The organism is Pseudomonas sp. Tul2A7 (genome assembly GCF_054790505.1).
In genome coordinates this window covers 2,187,124-2,208,060 of the sequence record NZ_CP186499.1, presented here as the reverse complement: position 1 = coordinate 2,208,060, position 20,937 = coordinate 2,187,124, and the positions used below count along the sequence as shown (strand labels likewise).

At 59.2% G+C, this 20,937-nt stretch carries 15 protein-coding genes; 11 read left to right on the top strand and 4 right to left on the bottom strand.

Going from position 1 to position 20,937, the window contains the following annotated elements:
* Window positions 1–1,005 carry an asparaginase gene (locus ACOYXJ_RS09835; protein WP_150793854.1) on the top strand — a complete coding sequence of 335 codons (1,005 nt, stop codon included), beginning with the start codon at window positions 1–3 and terminating at the stop codon, window positions 1,003–1,005.
* A gap of 72 nt (window positions 1,006–1,077) precedes the next feature.
* Here ACOYXJ_RS09835 and ACOYXJ_RS09830 read toward each other — a convergent pair whose 3' ends face one another.
* On the bottom strand, window positions 1,078–1,509 hold the full coding sequence (locus ACOYXJ_RS09830; protein WP_150793855.1) for a hypothetical protein: 432 nt from the start codon (window positions 1,507–1,509) through the stop codon (window positions 1,078–1,080).
* A 406-nt stretch (window positions 1,510–1,915) separates the two neighbouring features.
* On the opposite strand from ACOYXJ_RS09830, the gene ACOYXJ_RS09825 reads away from it, so the two are divergent.
* The 3 genes from ACOYXJ_RS09825 (at window position 1,916) to ACOYXJ_RS09815 (ending at window position 8,798) form a co-directional block, all read left to right on the top strand.
* On the top strand, window positions 1,916–2,908 hold the full coding sequence (locus ACOYXJ_RS09825; RefSeq protein ID WP_460369226.1) for an AraC family transcriptional regulator: 993 nt from the start codon (window positions 1,916–1,918) through the stop codon (window positions 2,906–2,908).
* Window positions 2,909–3,032: 124 nt separating this feature from the next.
* Window positions 3,033–4,064 (top strand): histone deacetylase family protein, encoded by a 1,032-nt coding sequence (locus tag ACOYXJ_RS09820; RefSeq protein WP_460369224.1) that lies wholly within the window; start codon window positions 3,033–3,035, stop codon window positions 4,062–4,064.
* Window positions 4,065–4,196: 132 nt separating this feature from the next.
* Complete coding sequence (locus tag ACOYXJ_RS09815) at window positions 4,197–8,798, top strand: dermonecrotic toxin domain-containing protein (RefSeq protein ID WP_460369222.1); 4,602 nt, start codon at window positions 4,197–4,199, stop codon at window positions 8,796–8,798.
* Here the strand turns inward: ACOYXJ_RS09815 and pdxR are convergent.
* Complete coding sequence (gene pdxR / locus ACOYXJ_RS09810; RefSeq protein ID WP_460369220.1) at window positions 8,755–10,308, bottom strand: MocR-like pyridoxine biosynthesis transcription factor PdxR; 1,554 nt, start codon at window positions 10,306–10,308, stop codon at window positions 8,755–8,757. The two genes, ACOYXJ_RS09815 and pdxR, sit on opposite strands and share 44 nt — an antisense overlap.
* A 92-nt stretch (window positions 10,309–10,400) precedes the next feature.
* Here pdxR and ACOYXJ_RS09805 point away from each other — a divergent pair, with 92 nt between their 5' ends.
* Genes ACOYXJ_RS09805 through ACOYXJ_RS09795 form a run of 3 tightly spaced genes read left to right on the top strand, consistent with a single transcriptional unit; the run spans window position 10,401 to window position 12,165 of the window.
* Complete coding sequence (locus tag ACOYXJ_RS09805; protein WP_150793860.1) at window positions 10,401–11,024, top strand: FMN-binding negative transcriptional regulator; 624 nt, start codon at window positions 10,401–10,403, stop codon at window positions 11,022–11,024.
* A gap of 10 nt (window positions 11,025–11,034) precedes the next feature.
* Window positions 11,035–11,481 carry a GNAT family N-acetyltransferase gene (locus ACOYXJ_RS09800; RefSeq protein ID WP_460369218.1) on the top strand — a complete coding sequence of 149 codons (447 nt, stop codon included), beginning with the start codon at window positions 11,035–11,037 and terminating at the stop codon, window positions 11,479–11,481.
* A 12-nt stretch (window positions 11,482–11,493) separates the two neighbouring features.
* The gene (locus tag ACOYXJ_RS09795) at window positions 11,494–12,165 is read left to right on the top strand and encodes a GNAT family N-acetyltransferase (RefSeq protein WP_460369215.1); all 672 of its coding nucleotides are present in this window, start codon (window positions 11,494–11,496) and stop codon (window positions 12,163–12,165) included.
* 100 nt (window positions 12,166–12,265) lie between these two features.
* Here ACOYXJ_RS09795 and ACOYXJ_RS09790 read toward each other — a convergent pair whose 3' ends face one another.
* On the bottom strand, window positions 12,266–13,165 hold the full coding sequence (locus ACOYXJ_RS09790) for a homocysteine S-methyltransferase family protein (RefSeq protein WP_150793863.1): 900 nt from the start codon (window positions 13,163–13,165) through the stop codon (window positions 12,266–12,268).
* Window positions 13,166–13,278: 113 nt separating this feature from the next.
* Here ACOYXJ_RS09790 and ACOYXJ_RS09785 point away from each other — a divergent pair, with 113 nt between their 5' ends.
* Together ACOYXJ_RS09785 and ACOYXJ_RS09780 are read left to right on the top strand one after the other, a co-directional pair.
* Entirely contained in the window at window positions 13,279–14,100 is an 822-nt protein-coding gene (locus tag ACOYXJ_RS09785; protein WP_460369213.1) for an ABC transporter substrate-binding protein, read from the top strand.
* Complete coding sequence (locus ACOYXJ_RS09780; protein WP_460369211.1) at window positions 14,097–14,933, top strand: amino acid ABC transporter permease; 837 nt, start codon at window positions 14,097–14,099, stop codon at window positions 14,931–14,933. The genes ACOYXJ_RS09785 and ACOYXJ_RS09780 overlap by 4 nt, the downstream gene beginning before the upstream one ends.
* Before the next feature lie 32 nt (window positions 14,934–14,965).
* Here the strand turns inward: ACOYXJ_RS09780 and ACOYXJ_RS09775 are convergent, their stop codons facing one another.
* The gene (locus ACOYXJ_RS09775; protein WP_077575106.1) at window positions 14,966–15,244 is read right to left on the bottom strand and encodes a helix-turn-helix domain-containing protein; all 279 of its coding nucleotides are present in this window, start codon (window positions 15,242–15,244) and stop codon (window positions 14,966–14,968) included.
* Window positions 15,245–15,487: 243 nt separating this feature from the next.
* Between ACOYXJ_RS09775 and ACOYXJ_RS09770 the strand changes: the two genes are divergently transcribed.
* Complete coding sequence (locus tag ACOYXJ_RS09770) at window positions 15,488–18,445, top strand: autotransporter outer membrane beta-barrel domain-containing protein (RefSeq protein ID WP_460369209.1); 2,958 nt, start codon at window positions 15,488–15,490, stop codon at window positions 18,443–18,445.
* 200 nt (window positions 18,446–18,645) lie between these two features.
* Window positions 18,646–20,838, top strand: coding sequence for an autotransporter family protein (locus ACOYXJ_RS09765; RefSeq protein WP_460369207.1), 2,193 nt, complete (start codon window positions 18,646–18,648; stop codon window positions 20,836–20,838).
* Window positions 20,839–20,937 lie beyond the last annotated feature (99 nt).

Below are 20,937 nucleotides of genomic sequence, written 5' to 3'. Positions count from 1 at the left end.
ATGAATTCGTCGACCTACCCCGCCGCCCAACACGTCATGGTGCTCTACACCGGTGGCACCATCGGCATGCAGGCCAGCGCCAACGGCCTGGCCCCGGCGTCCGGTTTCGAAGCACGGATGCGCGACTACCTGCACAGCCAGCCTGAACTCGTCGTGCCGCAATGGCGCTTCCGTGAAATGTCGCCGCTGATCGACAGCGCCAACATGACCCCGGCCTATTGGCAGCAACTGCGTGAAGCGGTGGTCGATGCCGTGGATGTGCAAGGTTGCGACAGCGTGCTGATCCTGCACGGCACCGACACGCTGGCTTACAGCGCGGCGGCGATGAGTTTCCAGTTGCTCGGCCTGCACGCCCGCGTGTGCTTCACCGGGTCCATGCTGCCGGCCGGCGTCACCGACAGCGATGCCTGGGAAAACCTCGGCGGTGCGCTGGTTGCCCTCGGCCAGGGCTTGGCGCCCGGTGTGCATCTGTACTTCCACGGTGAGCTACTGGCGCCAACCCGTTGCGCGAAGGTGCGCAGCTTCGGCCGTCATCCGTTCAAGCGCCTGGAGCGTCAGGGCGGCGGTATCAAAGCGCCTTCAATTCCAGCGTCGTTGAACTACAACCAGCCGAAGCAAATGGCCAAGGTGGCGGTGTTGCCACTGTTCCCGGGCATCAGCGCGGAAGTCCTCGACGGACTGCTCGACAGCGGCATCCAGGGTCTGGTGCTGGAGTGCTACGGCAGCGGTACCGGCCCGAGCGACAATCCGCAATTCCTCGCCAGCCTTGGCCGGGCGCGGGATAACGGCGTGGTGGTGGTTGCCGTGACGCAATGCCATGAGGGTGGCGTTGAGCTGGATGTGTACGAGGCTGGCAGTCGTTTGCGCGGTGTCGGCGTATTGTCCGGTGGTGGCATGACTCGCGAGGCAGCGTTCGGCAAGTTACACGGCCTGCTCGGTGCAGGGCTTAACACACAGGAAGTTCGTCAACTGGTTGAGCTGGACCTGTGTGGCGAGCTGGTCTGACCAGCGCTGCCCACTACATCTCTCGTCATAAATAAACCTTCCTGCAAAATTGATGCAGGAAGGTTTAAACAATCAACCTAATGTAACTTCAAATTTTCCGCCGGTAAGTTTGGAGTTATTGTCTCCATCGCCCTGCACATTATCCAGCAATCCAGCGATTTTTTTACTGCCCTCTTGCCACTCGACTCGAATCCAGCCCTTTGTCGCCACCCACTCTTGCACAGAATCCTGAAACAACAAATAAGCAGGGTCGCCGTGCCCCACAAACTCCACTTTCTTATTCAAATGAGCTTTGCCGATTACCACGCCGATAATATTATTGCGGTCCGGATCTCCGCCGCTCATATCGAAGTCCAAAACAATATCATTTGCACGGACTTCGGCGTGAATGACCGGAAACGTTTGCTTTTGACCGTCAACCTCCACAGTGATTTGGCCTTGAAGCGCCTTCTTGCTGCCTTTGAAAAATTCGAGCGGATATTCTTTAGCTTGTGAACGGCTCATTTAAATCTCCTTTTTCGACACATTAGTCAAAATTCATATTTACTGAAAAACCCGCAACACCCACTAAACAACTAGCGACATCCACTGGCAAACTAGACCCGACTTATGGAGCTGTCAAAAAAAATACCTACAAATAAAAATATTCGACAAACGGTTAACAATTCGCCAAAAACCCGTAATTTCTGACAGTAGACCAAGCGCTGCTAAAACTTTAGAATTGAAATGCGCCATGTCCTGCTCTAATTATTCGAAGTCTTATCGTTAACTTTAAAAAACATAACTTGCAACTTGCAAATCTCTCGCCAGTGATTGGAAGTTTAACTTTCAATATATTCTCGACATTACAAATTATCTGAACGGCACATAAATTGCTGGGGTATCCCCATCCATGATCGGGAAACTTCTTATGCTCCACTCCCACCTCACCACCCTTAACGCGGTATCGCTGATCCTCAACACCTTCAGGGCCGAAGGCCTGTCGAGCGAAGCGTTGCTGGCCGGCAGCGGCATCAGTGCGGCGGATCTCAGCCGCGCCGACACGCGCATCACCACCAATCAGGAGATGCAGGTCTGCGCCAACGCGGTCGCGCTCAAGCACGATATCGGTCTGGAACTGGGCCGGCGCATGCATGTTTCCTGCTACGGCATCCTCGGTTACGCGCTGCTGACCTGTGCCACCTTCGGTGACGCTTTGCGTCTGGCGATCCGTTATCCGGCGCTGTTGGGAACACTGTTCGAACTGAGCCTGGAAGACGATGGCGAGCGCGTCTGGTTCGTCGCCGCCGATTACCGCGAAAGTCCGGCGATGGCGGTGTTCAATGCCGAGTTCTGCCTGGTGTCGCTGAAAGTCATTTGTGATGACCTGCTCGGGCATCCGCTGCCCTTGCGCGCGACGCGGTTCGAGCACGCCGCGCCGGACTATCGCAACAGCTATGCCGAACACTTCAACGCACCGTTGCACTTCGCTGCGAAGGACAACGCCTTTGCCTTCGACCGTCACTGGCTCGATCAACCGCTGCCGCTGGCCGATGCCATCACCCATCAAGCCATGGCCGAACGTTGTCGCAAGCAGAACCTTGAGTTCACCGGGCGTCAGGCGTGGCTCGGGCGCATCCGTCAGTTGCTCAGCGCCCAACTCAACGCCGCGCCGGGACTGGAAGGTCTGGCGCAACAGATGAAGTGCTCGCCGCGCACGCTGCGCCGGCATCTCAAGGACATGGGCAGCAGCTATCAGGAACTGCTCGATGAACTGCGCTTCGAACGGGCCAAGCAGATGTTGTGTGAGGATCAGTTGCCGATTTATCGCATCGCCGAAACCCTGGGCTTCAGTGAGACCGCCAGTTTCCGCCATGCCTTCGTGCGCTGGAGCGGCGTGGCGCCGAGCCAATTCAGGGCCTGAAGGGGCGAATTGCGGTCAGGATTTTTGGCCATATCCATCCCCTTTTGGCCTTTCCTGCCGTTCTCTGATTCGCCGCGCGCCGCAACACTGAGGTCAACCGAATCAGCCCTGCGGAGAACAACAAATGCTGACGATCTACTCGGACGATCACCACCTGCACCATGGCCGCTGCGAACTCATCGATGGCCAGCTCAAGCCGTGCTTCGAGATGCCTTCACGCGCCGATCACGTGCTGCAACGTGTACAGAATCAAAATCTCGGCCCGGTCGAGGCGCCGAAGGATTTCGGTCTGGAACCGATCGCCCGCATCCACAGCCGCGACTATCTCGACTTTTTCAAAGGCGCGTGGGCGCGCTGGACTGAATTCAACACCGACGGCGATCTGCTGCCCTACACCTGGCCGGCGCGCACCCTGCGTGCAATCAAACCGACCAGCCTGCACGGCCAGCTCGGTTATTACAGCTTCGACGGCGGCGCACCGATCACCGCCGGCACCTGGCAAGCGGCATACAGCGCAGCGCAAGTCGCGCTGACCGCGCAAGCAGAAATCCAGCGTGGCGCGCGCAGTGCCTTCGCCCTGTGTCGCCCGCCGGGACACCACGCCGCCAGCGATTTGATGGGCGGTTATTGCTACCTCAACAATGCCGCCATCGCCGCTCAAGCGTTTCTGGATCAAGGCCACCAGAAAGTCGCGATTCTCGACGTCGATTACCACCACGGCAACGGCACCCAGTCGATTTTCTATGAGCGCAGCGACGTGCTGTTCACCTCGATCCACGGCCATCCGGAGGCGGAATTCCCGTTCTTCCTCGGCTATGACGACGAGCGCGGCGAAGGTGCCGGTGAAGGCTTCAACTTCAACTACCCACTGCCGACCGGCTCCGCTTGGGACGCGTGGAGCGCCGCGCTCGATCAGGCTTGCGACGAGATCGCGCGCTATGGCGCGGAGATCATCGTTGTTTCGCTCGGCGTCGACACATTCAAGGACGACCCGATCTCGCAGTTCAAGCTCGACAGCCCGGACTATCTGGCCATGGGCAAACGTATCGCCGCACTCGGCAAACCGACGCTGTTTGTGATGGAAGGTGGCTATGCGGTGGAAGAAATCGGCATCAACGCAGTGAACGTACTTGAAGGTTTCGAAAGCGCCGAGTAACCCTAAAAATGGCTGAAGACCCGCGCTCGCGGGTCTTTTTTTGCCCGCAAGATTTATGTACCGCACGCCACCGCGACCCGACCTCTACCTTGCCCCTGATATGAATCTCTATCGTCAGATCAGGAATTGCCCATGCCCGATTTTCCCCGACTCAATACCGTTGATGCAGTGACTCAACTGATGACCGGCCCCTCATTGCGCGAGGTCGCTTCGAAAACGCTGAAACCGGCACTCAAGGCGCTGTACCCGACGCTGGACATCGATCCGCAGCAAGCCATGGTGGTAACACCGTCATGGATCATTGAGGACAAGCGCATCGTCCCGGGCCGCGAGCAGATCGAATCACTGACCGATGCTCTGGTCCGGCTCTCGCTGAACGGAACCACCGTGACCTACCTCGATACAGAGCATTTTCTGACGTTGCAGCCCGGCAGACTGGCGATCCAGCTACCGGTAAAGATTGACGCCGTCGGCCGCCTGCTCAACGAACTCGCGCCCCTCATGTTCGTTTCCTTCAAAGAACAACATATTGCTTATTGGGGCACATTCATCGCTGCGCATCAGCCACGCTGGCAGCAAATGTCGGACGCACTGCGCAACGCGTGGAATGTCAGCGCCCAAATTGGCTGGGATACCGACCAACTGGCCATGGCTCAGGCCGTTTTCAAGGTTCCGGACAAGGAGCAGCGTTTGCCCGCCGACCCCTACAAGACTCGTGCCTGCCTGATTGATCTCGATCAGAGCGAAACCGCTGACGAAGACGGCGGGCATCTGACGCTGCTGGACAGCGCCGTACTGATCGGAACCGTCGGGCAGCGCACGATGATCCTGACGTATTCAGTGCTCCATGGTTTCCAGAGTTTCGACTCGCTGGATGAGCTCGGCGATGCACTGCCGCGCAAATACTGGCAACGCACCTCTACCCACCAGCTCAAGTGGCGGCTGGTGGAACCGCAAGGCGACTTCTTCGATCACCAGGCCTGCACGCTGATCGCGCTGGAGGGCGACGCTCTCGGCGAGATCAGTTACTTCGAAGGGCCATCGTTTGATCTGCTCAACCCGCACACCGGTCGCTCCCGGCAGCCGCCGCCAGCCATCAAATCCGATGTCAACCGTCTACGCCCGATGCTGCCGGCCTGGCTGGACAACGCCGCGCCCGACGATCAGGCCGCTTTCAGTCGTTATCTGCTGGGCCTGACGGCGCTGCAGCAGGAGAACAACGGTCAGTCGTTTCAGGCACAGGTTGCAAGTCTGCAAACATTCACTCGGGAGGCCCTGATACGGCAGATTCTCAAGGAACACCCGACCGCGAGCGACGTGAACATCGACAACATCGAGATCAGCATCACCAGTCTTGAGGTCTGGGGTACGTTCGTCTTGCCGGGCCATATTCAAACCAAGAGCCTGTCGCTGACCGAGCTCGCTCTGCAAAACCTGGCAGGTCTGCCGCTGGGCAATAAAACCGTCCGCTACAAGGACGACAGTGCACTGCCGGGCTGGATGACCGTGGCTTATGTCGAGCAACTGGTGAGCAGCGTCGACATTGGCAAAACCTACCCCGCGCACTTGAAAAAGCTTCTGGTCGACGATGCTGTGCAGGCGGCTGCCTTGCAGAAGCTCTACACCCGTCAGTTGGTTCTCGAACTGCCGCTGCTGGCACTGCAACACAAGATCCGCGGCACAGCAGGTATCGATGAACAGGGTTACCGATACGTGGTCGCCGCGCTCGACGACCGCGCCGAAGCGCGTCAGGTCGGCGGGCAAGAAATCGTCATCCGGCCCTTGGCGTTCGTGGCCCATCGCATGAATTCAGCGGCCGACACCGTGACCAACATGTTTGTCATTGGCCCGCGCGACGTCAGCAAGGGACCCTGTGTGCTTTATCGGCCGCTGTTCGACATGGCATTGATTCAGTACCCCAGTCACGCCAACCTGCTCTATTCAATCCGGCATTCACGACAACTGCGTGAATCGGTACTGGCCTGGTTGCCGGACGATGTGCGATTCAATTACAGCCAATTCGTGTTTACCGCTAAATTGCCGTCGGTCTGGACGATCCCGCAATTGTTGGTCAACCCGCTTACCGCCCTTGATATGTCCGGCCCCGTTACTCTGGGCACTGCCGTCATCGAAGGTGACACTCTGGTGAACTTGCACACCACTAACGCTCAGGCTGTCATCACTCAAGCCGATCGCCAGTCTGTCTCCAATGCCGAATCACGTTGGGCCACACTCAAAAGCGGCGGCTGGATGCTTTTCAATGCGGCATTGCCATTTCTGGGTCGCAGCGTCGGCACGGCGGCATGGATCTGGCAGATCATGGACGACTTGCAGGAGATCAGCGACGTCGCCAACCAAGAGTCCGGCAAGTTTGCCTGGACGGCGCTGGCCGATATTTTCCTCGCGCTGGGCATGGTGCTGGCTCATCGCGCAGCGGTTGGCGACACGCCCCCCGCCGAATCGGCCTATGTGGAACCCGAGGAAGCGCCGCTGACGACAACCCCACGCCCTGCTCCGCTCAAACCGCTGCGCTTGCCCGACATCACCAACACCGAACTGCCCGCTGCCCATGAATCCTCAGTCAACGCCATGGCCGCGCTACGGCGCTCGCCCCTGGCGCTGGCTTCACTGCTCGATCGCTTCAACATCGCCAAACCCGAAGGGCTCGGTGATGCCGCCAGCACAGGTCGCCATCAGCACCTCTACGCACACCAGAGCAAATGGTATGCCCCCGTCGGCAAACGCTGGTTTGAAGTGGTGATCAATGACAACGAAGACGTGCAGATCATCGACTCGCGCCAGCAACCGCTACAGACAGGCCCCTTGCTGACCCATACCGAAGGCGGTCAATGGGTCGTCGACCTGCGCTTGCGCCTGCGCGGAGGCGGGCTGCGCAATCGCCGCAAGGAAGCCAAGAGCAAAAGCGACAAGCAAGCCAAAAAACTGAGCGCCGAACTCAAGGCTTTCGATCTGGCGATGGAGGACAAACAGACCCGACTCGATCAAGCTCACAGCGCAATGCTCAATGCCCAGCCACAAACCAGCGCAGCGGCACGCCAAGCGTATCTGGACACCCTCGATGCGCAGAGCAAGGACTACAGCGCAAACATCAAGAAAATCAAGGCATTGAACCTTGTGCAGGACATTCCCAACTATCGCACGACGATGATCGAGCGGCTGGAGATGCAGTTGTTTCTTGGCCAGGAATGGCTCACCCAGCATTCCACCGACTATCAGACCAATGTCGCGAAGGCGATGGCGATGATTGCGGACGACGCCCGCGTCGAGCGACAGGCGTTTATCGAAACCTGTGAACAAATGACCGATCAGACCCAGGGCATCATCGAAAAGGTCGAGTCGGCGCATAGCCGGTTCCGGGAACTCGAACTACTGGGCAAGGACGCCGTGGAAACCCTGGCCGTTTATCGAAAGGCGCTGCCGACCTACGATTTGAATGATCTCAAGCTGCTGCAGATCAGCCTGGGCCAAGAGATTTGCATCAGACCCGGCGAGGCCGCGAGCCGCGTCGATGCGCTGCAGATACTGGAAACGCTCATTGAAGACGCTGCACTGAATATTCAGAGCTCACTGAACCTGACCGCTGACGAAAGCCTGAGCAATCTGCGCGAACGAGTCGACGCCCTGAGCAATGTGTCGCAACAATTTACCGCGGTGGATCAACGCTTCGCCGATTTTGCCAGGGATTTTCCCGAGCACATTCAGACGGCTCGACTGGGGCACGTGCGCGCTCGAGTCATCGAGTTCAAGGCTCAAACGGATGTGCGACTGGCAGACCTGTTGCGTAACAAACACTTACTGGAACCTCAGCCGGGCCCGTCGAGAGCCCCTTCAGGCTCGGGACCGAACCGAAAAATCATCAAGACCCGATTCAAAGGCACCCTGGTCGGCGAACGAAAAAAGAGTATCGATGGCCAAAACACCGATATGGTTGAAGTGCGTAGCGAGCTGACCGGGGTGATCGCCACTTTTCATGAGAAATCGCCTGGGGAGTGGGTCGAACACGGCAAGACGCAATTGCCTCGTGCCCGGCCGAATCTTAAAAAAAGCATTGAGGGCGGGCAGGCGTTGATCGACGGCCTGCCCGAGTTCGAACAGCGTACCGAGGCCCGCATCAAACGCGCCCGACGACTTCCGGTCGAAATTGAAGAGGCGTTTCACAATCATGCTGCCCGCCTGCGCAAGGCAAACGCTGCGATCGATGAGGCGTTGACCGCAAGCAATCTCACTGCCGGCTCGTCCCCCGGGACGGAAACCCTCGGTCACGCCCTCAACGATGCCGCGACCCGCCTTGACAAAAAAGGCACCCGCCTGCGCAGCCAAATGATCAAACAGCAACCCCCAACGGCAGCAGGGGTCGAGTGGCTGAAAAACCACGGTGAAGTCCTGATCACCAAAACCGTTACTCGACGCAGGTTGGGAAAAAACGCCAACGACTTCCTCGATGAATACGAAGTACGCGATGTGAACACCAAGAACGTACTGTGCTATGCGCACTTTCACTATCCCAGTGTCGACGCCCCGCTGACGCCCATCGGCGCCGCACATGTGAAAGCCGTGGCACAGCGTCGCCTCGGTGGTAAGTACGACCTGCGAAGCCTGAACAATCAGCAGGTGATCGAAATTCATCGCAGCGAGATTCTTTCAAGTCAGCTGGCCGAAACCGTGTTCTTCACGCCCGCCAAACCCGCTGCAACCGGGTCAGAGCCGCTTTGATGGCAGCCTCCGGCACAGCAGCAAAGCCCAGCACCAGACCGGCGCGCTGGTCGGCTGACGTCAAGGAGTCGGGCAACCAGTAGTTGCTCAGACCGTTGATTTCGACATCCACGCGGGCGGCCTGCTCGATCAACTGCTGCTCGCGTGCGATGCCGTCCACCGCCACGGTCAGGTGCAATCCGGCAGAAACAGCAGGCAGAGGACCCACACCGGGGATCTGCGCCGGCCAACCGTCGAGCAACGTATTACGACGGTTAAGCGCAGCCCGGCGCATCCGGCGGATATGCCGCTGGAAATGCCCGGCCGCCATGAACTCGGCCATCACCGCTTGCGTGCTCACCTCGGAATGCCGGACATCCACGGCCCGGCGTTGCGAGAAGGCATCGACCAGCGCCGGAGGCAGCACCAGATAACCGAGGCGCAATGCCGGAAAGGCAACCTTGCCGAAAGTGCCGACATACAGCACGCGCCCCTGTCGATCGAGTGCCGCCAACGGCGCCAGCGGCGCACCGGTGTAGCGGTATTCGCCATCGTAGTCGTCCTCGACGATCCAGCCTTGGTTGCGCTCGGCCCAGGCAAGCAGTTCGAGGCGTCGGGCAAGGCTCATCACCACGCCGGTCGGGTACTGATGAGAGGGCGTCACATACGCCACCCGACAGTCCCCGGTGGCCGACAGCGCCGAGCAATCCATGCCCTCTTCGTCCACGGCAATGCCGTGCAAACGAGCCCCCGCCACGGCGAACGCATGACCGGCCGCGCGGTAGCCCGGATTCTCGATCGCCACAGCATCGCCCGGCTCCACCAGCAACTGTGCACAAAGGCTAATGCCCTGTTGTGCGCCGCTGGTGATCACAATTTGCTCAGGTGAGCACTGCATGCCGCGCGAACTGCGCAGATAGGCAGCGATCATTGCACGCAAACGCGCATCGCCGGACGGATCGCCATAACACAGCTGCTCAAGATCCGGTTTGCGCCAGAAAGCCGCATTCAGCTTGGCCCACACCTCAAACGGGAACAGATCAAACGCTGGAACCCCGACCCGAAAGGCGCGCGGCGGACCGCTTGGTGGCTTGGACAAATGGTTGTTTTCGATGCGCGAAAAACCACCACTGTGGATAACTTTACTGGATGGAACCACAGGCAAATCCAGCCAATTTGTGGATAAGGCTGTGGGTAAGCCTGTTGAAAACCCTGTGGATACTTTTGTGGATAAATTTTTCGTTGGACTCGCCACGGGCATCAGTTGTGCGACGTAGGTGCCATCCCCTACCCGCCCTTCGATAAACCCCTCGGCATAAAGCTGATCGTAGGCCCGCACGACGCTGTTGCGGGAGATCCCCAACGCCGCCGCCAGATCGCGACTGGCCGGCAACCGCGTGCCGCTCGCCAGTCGCCCGTCCAGTACCCGCAGGCGCAACGCCTGATAGAGCTGCCGACTCAAACCCTGGCGGCGATCAAGCTCGATACCGGCAGGGTTGAATGGCATGGACATCGTTGGCGAATCGGACATGACAATGGACCTATGAAATTGGTCATCAATGGCTCTTACAACAGACCAATAGCCTGCCTACGATGCTGGCATTCGCCAAGGAAAATCTGCCCATGTACACGCCACGCGCCTTTGCCATCGAAGAGTTGTCCCAACTGCACGAACTGATCCTCGCCACCCGCCTCGCCATTTTGGTGACCCACGGCGAAAGTGGCTTGCAGGCCAGTCATGTACCGGTGCTGCTGCATTGCGAACAAGGCGAGTACGGCACGCTGTACGGGCACCTGGCCCGCGCCAATCCACAGTGGAAAGACTTGCGCGACGGTGCCGAAGCCATGCTGATCTTCGCCGGCGCGGATGCCTACGTCAGCCCGGGTTTTTACCCGAGCAAGGCCGAGCACGGCAAAGTCGTGCCGACCTGGAACTACATCGCCGTGCACGCCTATGGCCACGCCGAAACCTTCAGCGATGGTGGGCGTTTGCTCGACATCGTCAGCACCCTCACCGACCGTCATGAGGCCGGCCGCGCCCAGCCGTGGTCAGTCGCCGATGCGCCCGCCGATTACATCGACGGCATGCTCAAAGCGATTGTCGGTTTTGCCATTCCCATCGACCGTCTCGAAGGCAAGCGCAAACTCAGCCAGAACCGCAGCGCCGAAGACATTGCCGGCGTGCGCGAAGGCCTCGCTGCCAGCCCGGAAATCAATGATCAAACCCTCGCCCGATTGATGCGCTAAGGAAATCTCCATGAGTCAGATCGACATTCGCCCGGTCAGCGCCGACGACCACGCCGCGTGGCTACCGCTGTGGCAGGCTTACTTGCGTTTCTACAACACTGAATTGCCGGAAGCTGTGACGCACAGCACCTGGCAGCGTTTTCTCGACCCAAGCGAGCGAACCCACGCAGCATTGGCGTGGGCCGACGGTAAAGCCGTGGGCATGGTGCATTACATCTACCATCGCTCGAACTGGAGCATCGAAAACTCCTGCTACCTTCAAGACCTGCTGGTGATACCCGAAATCCGCGGCACCGGCGTCGGCCGTCTGTTGATCGAACACGTTTACGCCACGGCCAAGACTGACGGCTGCTGCAAAGTGCACTGGCTGACCCACGAAACCAACGCCACCGCGATCCAGCTCTACGAGCGCATCGCCGAACGCCCGGGCTTCATCCAGTTTCGCAAAGCCATTTAAGGAGACGCACGCATGACCGCATCACTCGCTGACTGGAAAGGCGTCCCTGCCCCTAGCGCCACACTGCTCGAAGGCCGTTTCATCCGCCTGGAAAGACTCGACCCGGCGCGCCACGGTGACCAACTGTTCGCCGCCCTCGAAGGCCCCGGTGCCGACCCGAAACTCTGGGATTATTTGCCCTACGGCCCGTTCCCGGAACGCAGCGTTTTCGACGCTTGGCTGAACAACCACGCGGCCGCCAGCGACCCGTATTTCTTCAGCATCGTTGATCGCGCGACCAATCAGGTACAAGGCATCCTCAGCCTGATGTCGATTGTCCCGGCCCAGGGTCGCATCGAAATCGGCCACGTCACCTTCGGCGCGCCGATGCAACGCTCGCCGAAAAGCACCGAAGCGGTGTACCTGCTGGCCAAACACTCCTTCGACCTCGGCTACCGCCGCCTCGAATGGAAATGCAACAACGGCAACGCCCGTTCCAAGTACGCCGCCGAACGTCTGGGTTTCAGTTTTGAAGGTGTGTTCCGCCAGCACATGGTGGTCAAGGGGCAGAACCGCGACACCGCGTGGTATTCGATTCTGGATGGCGAGTGGCCGGCGATTGCGGCAGGGTTCGAGAGGTGGCTGTCGGATGAAAATCAGACGCCCGACGGACAGGTGAAAGGCTTGGTTGAATGCCGATCGTGATTACCTGAAAAGCAAAAGATCGCAGCCTGCGGCAGCTCCTACACGGGATTGACGTTCACCCTGTAGGAGCTGCCGCAGGTTGCGATCTTTTGAGCTATTTTCAGCCCAGCTTTTGCGCAAGCACCGCAATGTGCTCTGGCCCGATCCCGCAGCAACCGCCCAAATGGCTCGCACCGCGCTGCTGCCAGTCAATCGCCCAGTGCAAGTAACCCGGCGGATCCAGATCCTCGCGTAGCGGATCGAGTCCGTCATTGGCGGTAGCTTCTTTTGGCTGCGGCGGAAACGCATTGGCGTAAGCACCAATGTGAATCTTCACCCCCAGACGCTCGAAGGTGTCACGCGCGGCATCAATCGCGGCACCGATCACTTCTGGCTGACTGCAATTGAACAACAACGTCTCGACACCCAACTCAGCCGCCACCGCCGCGGCCTCGGCGACCGGTTCGCCAGAGCGCAGGCGCGGCACTTCATCGGTGTCTTCGTCCTTCAAGGTGAACGACAACCAGAACGGTTTGCCATCCTTCGGCAATCCCGCGTGAATGGCTCGCGCCTCGATGATCGAGCTTTGGGTTTCCGCCAGCCACAGATCAACGTGCGGTGTCAGGCCATTGACCAAGGGCGTCAGCAACTCGGTTACTCGTGCGGCCTCGAACAGATCCGGACGATAGGAGCCAAACAGCGGCGGCAATGAGCCGGCCACCCGCACGGATTTCCCCGAGGCCTGCACCGCACGCCGCGCCAGCTCACCGGCCAACGCGGCCAGCGCCTGCCCTTCGGCGGCGAAACGTTCTTCGCCAATATGGAACGGCACCACGGCGTAACTGTTGGTGGTAATCACATTGGCGCCACTGGCGATATAAGCGGCATGCACCCCCTCAACCGCTTGCGGCGCCTCGCTCAACGCCAGCGCCGACCACTCCGGCTGACGAAATGGCGCCCCGGCGCGCTGCAACTCACGGCCCATGCCGCCATCGAGAATAATCGTGCTGCCTGCGCCCATATGCTTTTCACTCATATGCTTATGAAAATAACTCACTATCAGAGTCGTTCTTATAACTATTTAATACGCACCATTCCGTTAAAAACAACCTCTTTTTTACCCAGGGATCGACTGTGAAATTCAAACCGCTACTGGCCCTGGGCCTGACGATTCTGGCCGCGTCCACTCACGCCTTTGCTGGCGCCACGCTGGATCGTATCGAGCAGAAAAAAGAACTGGTCGGCGTGCTGATGGAAAGCTATCCACCGTTCTCGTTTCTCAATGACCAGAACCAGCTCGATGGCTTCGACGTGGACGTCGCCAAAGCAGTGGCTGACAAGTTGGGTGTCAAGCTGCGACTGGAAACGCCGTCGTGGGACGTCATTGCCGCCGGCCGCTGGAGCGGGCGTTACGATATCTGCATCTGCTCGATGACGCCGAGCAAGGCCCGCGCCGAAGTGTTCGATTTCCCGGTCGAGTACTACGCGTCGCCGGCAGTGATCGTGGTCAACGCCAAGGATGATCGGATTCACGCTGCCAAGGATTTGAGTGGTAAAAAAGTCGGCCTCACCAGCGCGTCCAGTTACGAAAGTTATCTGAACAAGAACCTGGTCATCGAAGGCGCCGAAGACACGCAGTTGCAGTACCCGTTCGACGATGTGCAGATCGCGCCGTACGATACCGACAACGTCGCCTTCCAGGATTTGGGCCTGGGTGCCGGCGTGCGCCTGGATGCAATCCTCACCAACCTCGTCACCGCGCAACCACGTCTGAACCAGGACAAACGCTTCAAACTGGCCGGCGCGCCGCTGTATTCGGAACCGAACTCGGTGGCCATCGAAAAGGGTGACGCGCAATGGGATGCCAAAGTGCGCGAGGTGTTCGCGCAACTGAAACAGGACGGCACCCTGGGCAAGCTGTCGCAAAAATGGATCGGCGCCGATATCAGCCAATGACTTCTTTCCCGACACCGCCACAGCCACCACAACCGGTGGCTGAATCACGCCTGCAACGCCTGTTCGGTTTTCGAACGCGGCTGTACATGACCTGGGCCGCGCTGTTCTGCCTGTTCGCCGGGTTCTTTCTGAGCTTCGACCTGAAGTTCTCGATCATCCTCGACAAACTGCCCAATCTGATCGGTCTGCACCTGGCGCCCAACGGTTTTCTACAGGGTGCGGCGCTGACGCTTTTCCTCTGTGTGTGCTCGATTGTCGCCTCGTCCCTGCTGGGCTTCGTCACGGCATTGGCACGCCTGTCGAAAAGCGCCGTGGCGTTCGGCATCGCCAGTTTTTACACCTCGTTCTTTCGCGGCACGCCACTGCTTATCCAGATTTTGCTGATCTATTTGGGCTTGCCGCAACTGGGCATCGTGCCTGGCGCCATCGTCGCCGGAATCATTGCCCTGTCGTTGAACTACGGCGCCTATCTCAGCGAGATCTTCCGCGCCGGCATCCTCGGTGTCGACCACGGCCAGCGCGAAGCTTCGCTGGCCTTGGGGATGCGCGAGACAGTGATTTTCTGGCGTATCACCCTGCCGCAAGCCATGCGCACGATCATCCCGCCCACGACCAACCAGTTCATCTCGATGCTCAAGGACTCGTCGCTGATTTCGGTAATGGGGGTTTGGGAAGTGATGTTTCTCGCCCAGTCCTATGGACGCTCAAGCTACCGCTACATCGAAATGCTCACGACGGCGGCGATCATTTACTGGCTGATGTCGATTGGACTGGAATTGATTCAGGCGCGGATGGAGCGGCATTACGGCAAGGCTTACGTGCGGCGGAGCTAGGGCGATCGACACATTGCGGGCTGCGTCGGATTTTAATTGGTCTCTCGGCGTACCCGCACGACGCCCATTTTCAGGCCAAACAATCGGAATATTGAGTCCAACGACCTCAACGTCTGATTACCCTCAGCGTGCTCTATGTGTATCAACGTGCGGACCGAAATTTTGCACATCTTAGCGAATTGGATTTGATGCAGCCCTGTCACCTCCACTCGTAAACGGCGGACGGCTTCGCTGATTTCCAATGTCCCGTCGGCCAGCGCTTCTTGGATGCTTTCGATGAGCGCCATGCGCTCAGCTACCGTCAGGCTCATTGCAGATCCCACGCTTTCATTTCCTGTACTTTTAAATACATTTCAACAGAGCCTTCATTGATGCCGGATGCAATGTAGTGCATTCAAAGCCTGATAGAACGCCAAAATCTGCAACAAAATGCAGATTTACCCCTAACAAGCGAAATCTGAATGCAAAACAATGCAGATCAACCACCGACATCATTCTGTAAAAACCCTTCGCTATACAGGACGGCCCGCTTATAACAAGAAGGCCGTACGACCATGCCGTTCCCGCCCCAGCGTCTGTCCCTCGCCATTGCCCTGTTGATCGCTGCCACATCGGCAAACGCTAAAACCGTGCAGATCGACACCGCCACCACGGCAGCGCAAACCCTGGGTGGCAGCGACACATTGACGATTTCCACGCCGGGCAGCATCACCAACAGCGGCAAGGCCGTGAGCCTGAAAGACAAGACCAGCGGTGCCGGTGTGGTGATCGATAACGCCGGCAAAATCGTTTCCAGCGGTGGCCGGGCCATCGACAGCAGCGGCGATCTGACCCAGGCGCGGAACTACATAATCTATAACCGCAGCGGCGGGCAGATTCTCGGCGCCAACGACGCCTTGCGCATCGACAGCAACTTTGTCAGCGGCAGTCTGTTGATCGACAACAGCGGCGTGATTCGCTCCACAACCGGTCAGGGTCTGGACCTCGATGCGCTGCGCAGTGACGGCGTGAAGACCACCATTATCAACCGCGTCGGCGGGCTGATTCGCGGCGACGCCAGCGACGGCATGAAGACCGGCGCGAATGCGACGATCAGCAACTATGGCGAGATTTCGACCGGCGATTCGCACAATGCCGACGAGAAATTCGACGGCATCGATATCGATTCCGCGAGCGGCGTCAGTGTGACCAACTACGGGGTGATTTCCGGTGGCCGGCACGGCATCACCACCGATCTTGGCGCGACGCTGATCAACTACGGGCAGATCACCGGCCGCAATGGTTCCGGCTTCGGTTCCGACGGCGATGGCACGGTGATCAACCACGGCACCATCAACGGGGCTTACTCAGGCTTGCAAGCGAACGGTGACGGCGACGGCGTGGACATCGACAAGATCGCCCACATCGAAAACTACGGGACCATTCAGGGGGTCGGCGCGGGCGGTGTGGACAAGGGCGGTTTCGCCAATGGCAGCGAGGGTATCGCGCTGGGTGGCGGTTACATCCTCAACGCCAGCAACGCTTTGATCAGCGGTGCCGACAGCGCCATTCTGGTCGACGATGGCAGCGGCGGCTCGGGACTGGCGGCGACCACGCTGGAAAACTTCGGCACCATTCAAGGCCTCAACGGTTTCGGCGTAAAGTTCGTCGGCGAGTTCGCCGACAACGTCATCAACGGCGGCACAATCAGTGGCAGCAATGGCCTGGCGCTGGATCTGGGTGGCGGCAACGACAGCCTGACCCTGCGCAACGGCAGTCGCTTCGTCGGTGTTGTCGACGGCGGCAGCGGTTATGACCGGGTGGTGATGGATGACGCGGCCGGTGGCAGCTTCGGCGCCAGTCGCAACTTCGAATGGCTGGAGATCGAACAAGGTGCGTGGACGCTCACCGGCAGCGGCGACTTCAGTGACGGTGGCGCGGTGCGCGACGGTGCCACACTGGTCAACCAAGGCAGCATCGCCGGCAACCTGACCGTGGATGCCGGCGGTGTATATGCCGGTGGCGGTTCGGTGGGCAGCCTCACTGTCAACGGCACATTGCGCACCGATACCAGCCTCGGTCGCGCAACCATCGTTCGCGATTTGATCATGGGCAGCACAGCCACCCTCGCTTACAGCGTCAACGCCGACGGCAGCAGCGCGCCGGTACAGGTCGGCGGCATCGCCAATCTCAACGGCGCAACGCTCGCAGTGAATCCCGGCAGCGGCACGTATCCATGGCAGAGCCACTACACCGTGCTGCAAGCGGCGCAGGTCAACGGCACCTTCGGCAAGGTCAGCAGCGACTATGCGTTCCTGACGCCGACCCTCGCCTACACGCCAACCCAGGTCGACCTGACCTACACCCGCAATGACGTGGCGTTCAATGAGTTCGCCACGACCGGCAACGGCAGCAACGCCGCCAACAGCCTCGCCTCGATCGGTAAAAACAATGCGCTGTACAACGCCTTGCTCAACACCAGCCAAAGCACGGCCGGCGCGGCGATCGAGCAACTGGCCGGCGCCAGCAACGCCAACCTGACCAGCGCCACCCTCGGCGCCAGCAGTCAGGTCGGCAGCAGCATGCTCTCGGCGATGCAGCAAATGGGCGGCAGCCCGGGACTGCTGGTCGGTCTCGATCAACGCGACACACCCGTGCTGGCAGCCAATGGCGTGCCGTCCGAGGCGCGCAACCTGAATGACCCGAACGCACGCGGCCGCCTCTGGCTGCAAGGCATCGGCGGCTACGGCAAACTCGATGGCGAGCACGGCAGCAGTGGTCTGGAGCAACGCACCAAGGGCAGCGTGCTGGGCGCCGACTGGGCACTGAATCCGGCATGGCGCCTGGGCGTACTGGGCGGTTATTCGAAAACCGATCTGGACGCGACCGGCGTCGACGGCAACGTTGAGAGCTGGCACGCAGGCGTCTACGCGCTACATCAAAACGGCCCGATCTCGCTGCGTCTCGGCGCGGCGTACAGCGGCCATCAGGGCGAAAGCAAACGCACCATCGCCTTCAATGGTTTCAGCGACCGCCCGAAAGGCGACTACGACGCCGATAGCCAGCAAGCCTTCGCCGAACTCGGCTATGCCATGGGCAGCGACCGCCTCAGCGCCGAACCGTTCGCCAGCCTCGGTTATCAGCGTTACCACCGCGATAGCTATCAGGAGAAAGGTGGCGCCGCCGCGCTGCAAGTCGACAGCCAGACCCAGGACAACTTCAGCAGTACCTTCGGCCTGCGCCTGGCGCACCTGAGCAGCCTCGACAATGGCATGAGCGTAACGCCGCGCATGGCCGCTGGCTGGAAACACACCTACGGCGATGTCAGCAACTCGACGCGTCAGGCGTTTATAACCGGCGGCACAGCATTCAACGTCGATGGCAGTGCGCTGGATCGCGACAGCCTGGTGCTGGAGGCTGGGCTGGATGTGGGGATTTCTGCGCGGCATACCCTGGGTGTGGGATACAGCGGTGAGATCGGCAGCAACAGTCGTAATCACGGGCTGATCGGGCAGTGGCAGATGAGTTTCTGAGGGTTGAACAGCCGGCGCGGTCTTGATTGTTTGTAGGAAAAAGGACCGCTGCGACCGAGTAAAAATCGAGGTAGCGGTTCTCTCGGTCATTTTCTACAAAACGATCCGATGTCGCCTGCAAGCGTGCGGGAAGCAGCCGACATCGGATTTTTCGGTGCATCAATAGAGTTGGGTCTCCTTCCAAAGAAAGGCTCTGTTCGATGCCCGTTCAACACACGTACCAAGCAAAAAAAATCGCGCTGGCGATCGCACTAACGCTGGGATGCTCCCCCTTTGTTCACGCTGAACTCGCTGCTGATCCAGTGCCACGTGCCGACGGATTGATCGGGATACTCGACGCTTTCGTCGGTGATCCTGACACCGTCAAACACCTTCCCACTAAATCAAAAGTCAGTGCCACCGACGGTATTTCACTTCGATTTGATGATCGCAATGACCTTATTACTCTGGGCAGCCGAGGCAGCTTTGCCGGGCTGGTCGATGGTGGCGGCGGCGTCAACGTCCTGCAACTCGATGCGGCAAAGGGAACGCTGGGGAAAACAATCAACTTCGACGGCCTGGAGGTCAAGCAAGGCGCATGGCGTCGAAGTGGCGACGGCGATTTTAGTGTTGGCGTCCTGGTCAGACCAAAAGCATCACTGACCAATGAAGGGAACATCTTGGGGGATGCGGTAGCCGGGGGGATTCTGATCAACACCGGTTCGATCGTCGGCAATGCCATAGTTCTGAGCAGCGGCGATCTCACCAACAAGGGACTGATCGGAGGTGACGTCACCGTTCAGGAAAACGGTCATTATGCGGGCTATGGAACACTGCATGATCTGAACGTCAACGGTCGTCTTTCGGTCGATGAGGTCTACCGCGCGCCAACGCTTACGGGAGACCTGAACCTGTCCCGAACAGCAGTGCTTTCATACGCCGTTGATGCTGCCGGTAGCAGCCCGACAATCGTAGTCGGTGGAATTGCCCGCCTTGGCGACGCAACACTGAAACTGGTGACTGCCGGTGAATACCCGCAAAGCAGCCAACACACCATCCTCACTGCTACGTCAGTCGAAGGTCGCTTCGCCAACATCGAAAACAAACTGGCCTTTATGACGCCAGAGTTGCATTACGACGAGCAGAAGGTCGGGCTGACTTATTCCCGTAATGAGGTAGACATTGAAAGTGTGGCGACGACAGACAATGGCCGTGCGATTGCCAACAGTATTGAAGAGCCACAAGCCCCTTCGACATCTGCAACACCAGCATCGTTGACTGCATCAGCAACTGATTCAGTTTCAGCCACGCAACCAATGGCACCATCGGTTGCGATTGCGGAGCAGCCAGCTGCTGGACCTGAAAAGCCGGTTAACGCAGCAGTCGCCGCGTTACTGACCAGCGACAAAGTCACCGCCCCAATCGCAATCGAACAACTCGCGGCTGGCAGCAATGCCAACCTCGCCAAAGCCACCCTGAGCAGCATCACACCGGTGAGCGCGAGCATGCTCTCGGCCATGCAACAACTGAATAGCCGTTACGGTTCTGCCTACAACTCCGGCAACTCACCGCGTCAGGCCGCCGGCGCTGCCGATTCAGGGCGGGTGTGGATTCAGGCGCTTGGTCATGGCGGCAAGGTCGACCGCGACTTCGACAGCACCCTGAAACACGCCACCCAAGGTCTGGTCATGGGCGCCGACTGGCGGCTCGATGGGCAATGGCATATCGGCCTGGTCGGTGGTAAGTCGCAAACCCGACTCGACGCCCGGCAATACGATGGCGACCTCGACAGCTGGCACCTCGGGGCCTACGCCGTGCGCCAGGACGGACCGTTCTCACTGCGTCTCGGGGCGACCTATGCCAGTCATGACGGTGATAGCAAACGCCGGGTGGCTTTCAACGGCTTCAGCGATCGCCTCAAGGGCAATTACGACGCCAACACTCAGCAAGCCTTTGCCGAACTGGCGGTCAATGTTGGCCGGCACAACGCGACGCTCGAACCGTTCGCCAGCGTCGGTTATCAGCGCTACCAGCGCGACAGCTACAGCGAAAAAGGTGGGGATGCGGCGCTGAAAGTCTTTGGGCAAACCCGCGACAACCTCAGCAGCACCTTCGGTCTGCGTACGGCGAAAATCAATCGGCTGGATAACGGCATGACGTTGACGCCGCGCTTCAGTGCCGGCTGGAAACACACCTTTGGCGAGATTGAAAGCGACACCCGCCAGCAACTGGTCAAGGGTGGCAAGCGGTTTGAGGTTGCCGGTGCCGCGCTGGATCGCAACAGCCTGGCCTTGGATGCCGGCATTGATCTCGGGCTGTCTGCCAATCACACGGTCGGTGTTGGTCTCACCGGTGAAATGGCCACTGACAGCCGAACTCACGGCGTGATGGGCCAATGGCGCATGGCGTTTTAACTGACACAACATTTTCTGTAGGAGCTGCCGAAGGCTGCTCCTACAGGTGAAAAATTCAGGCAAAAAAAAGGGGAGCACATTCCCCCCCCCGAGGTTTAA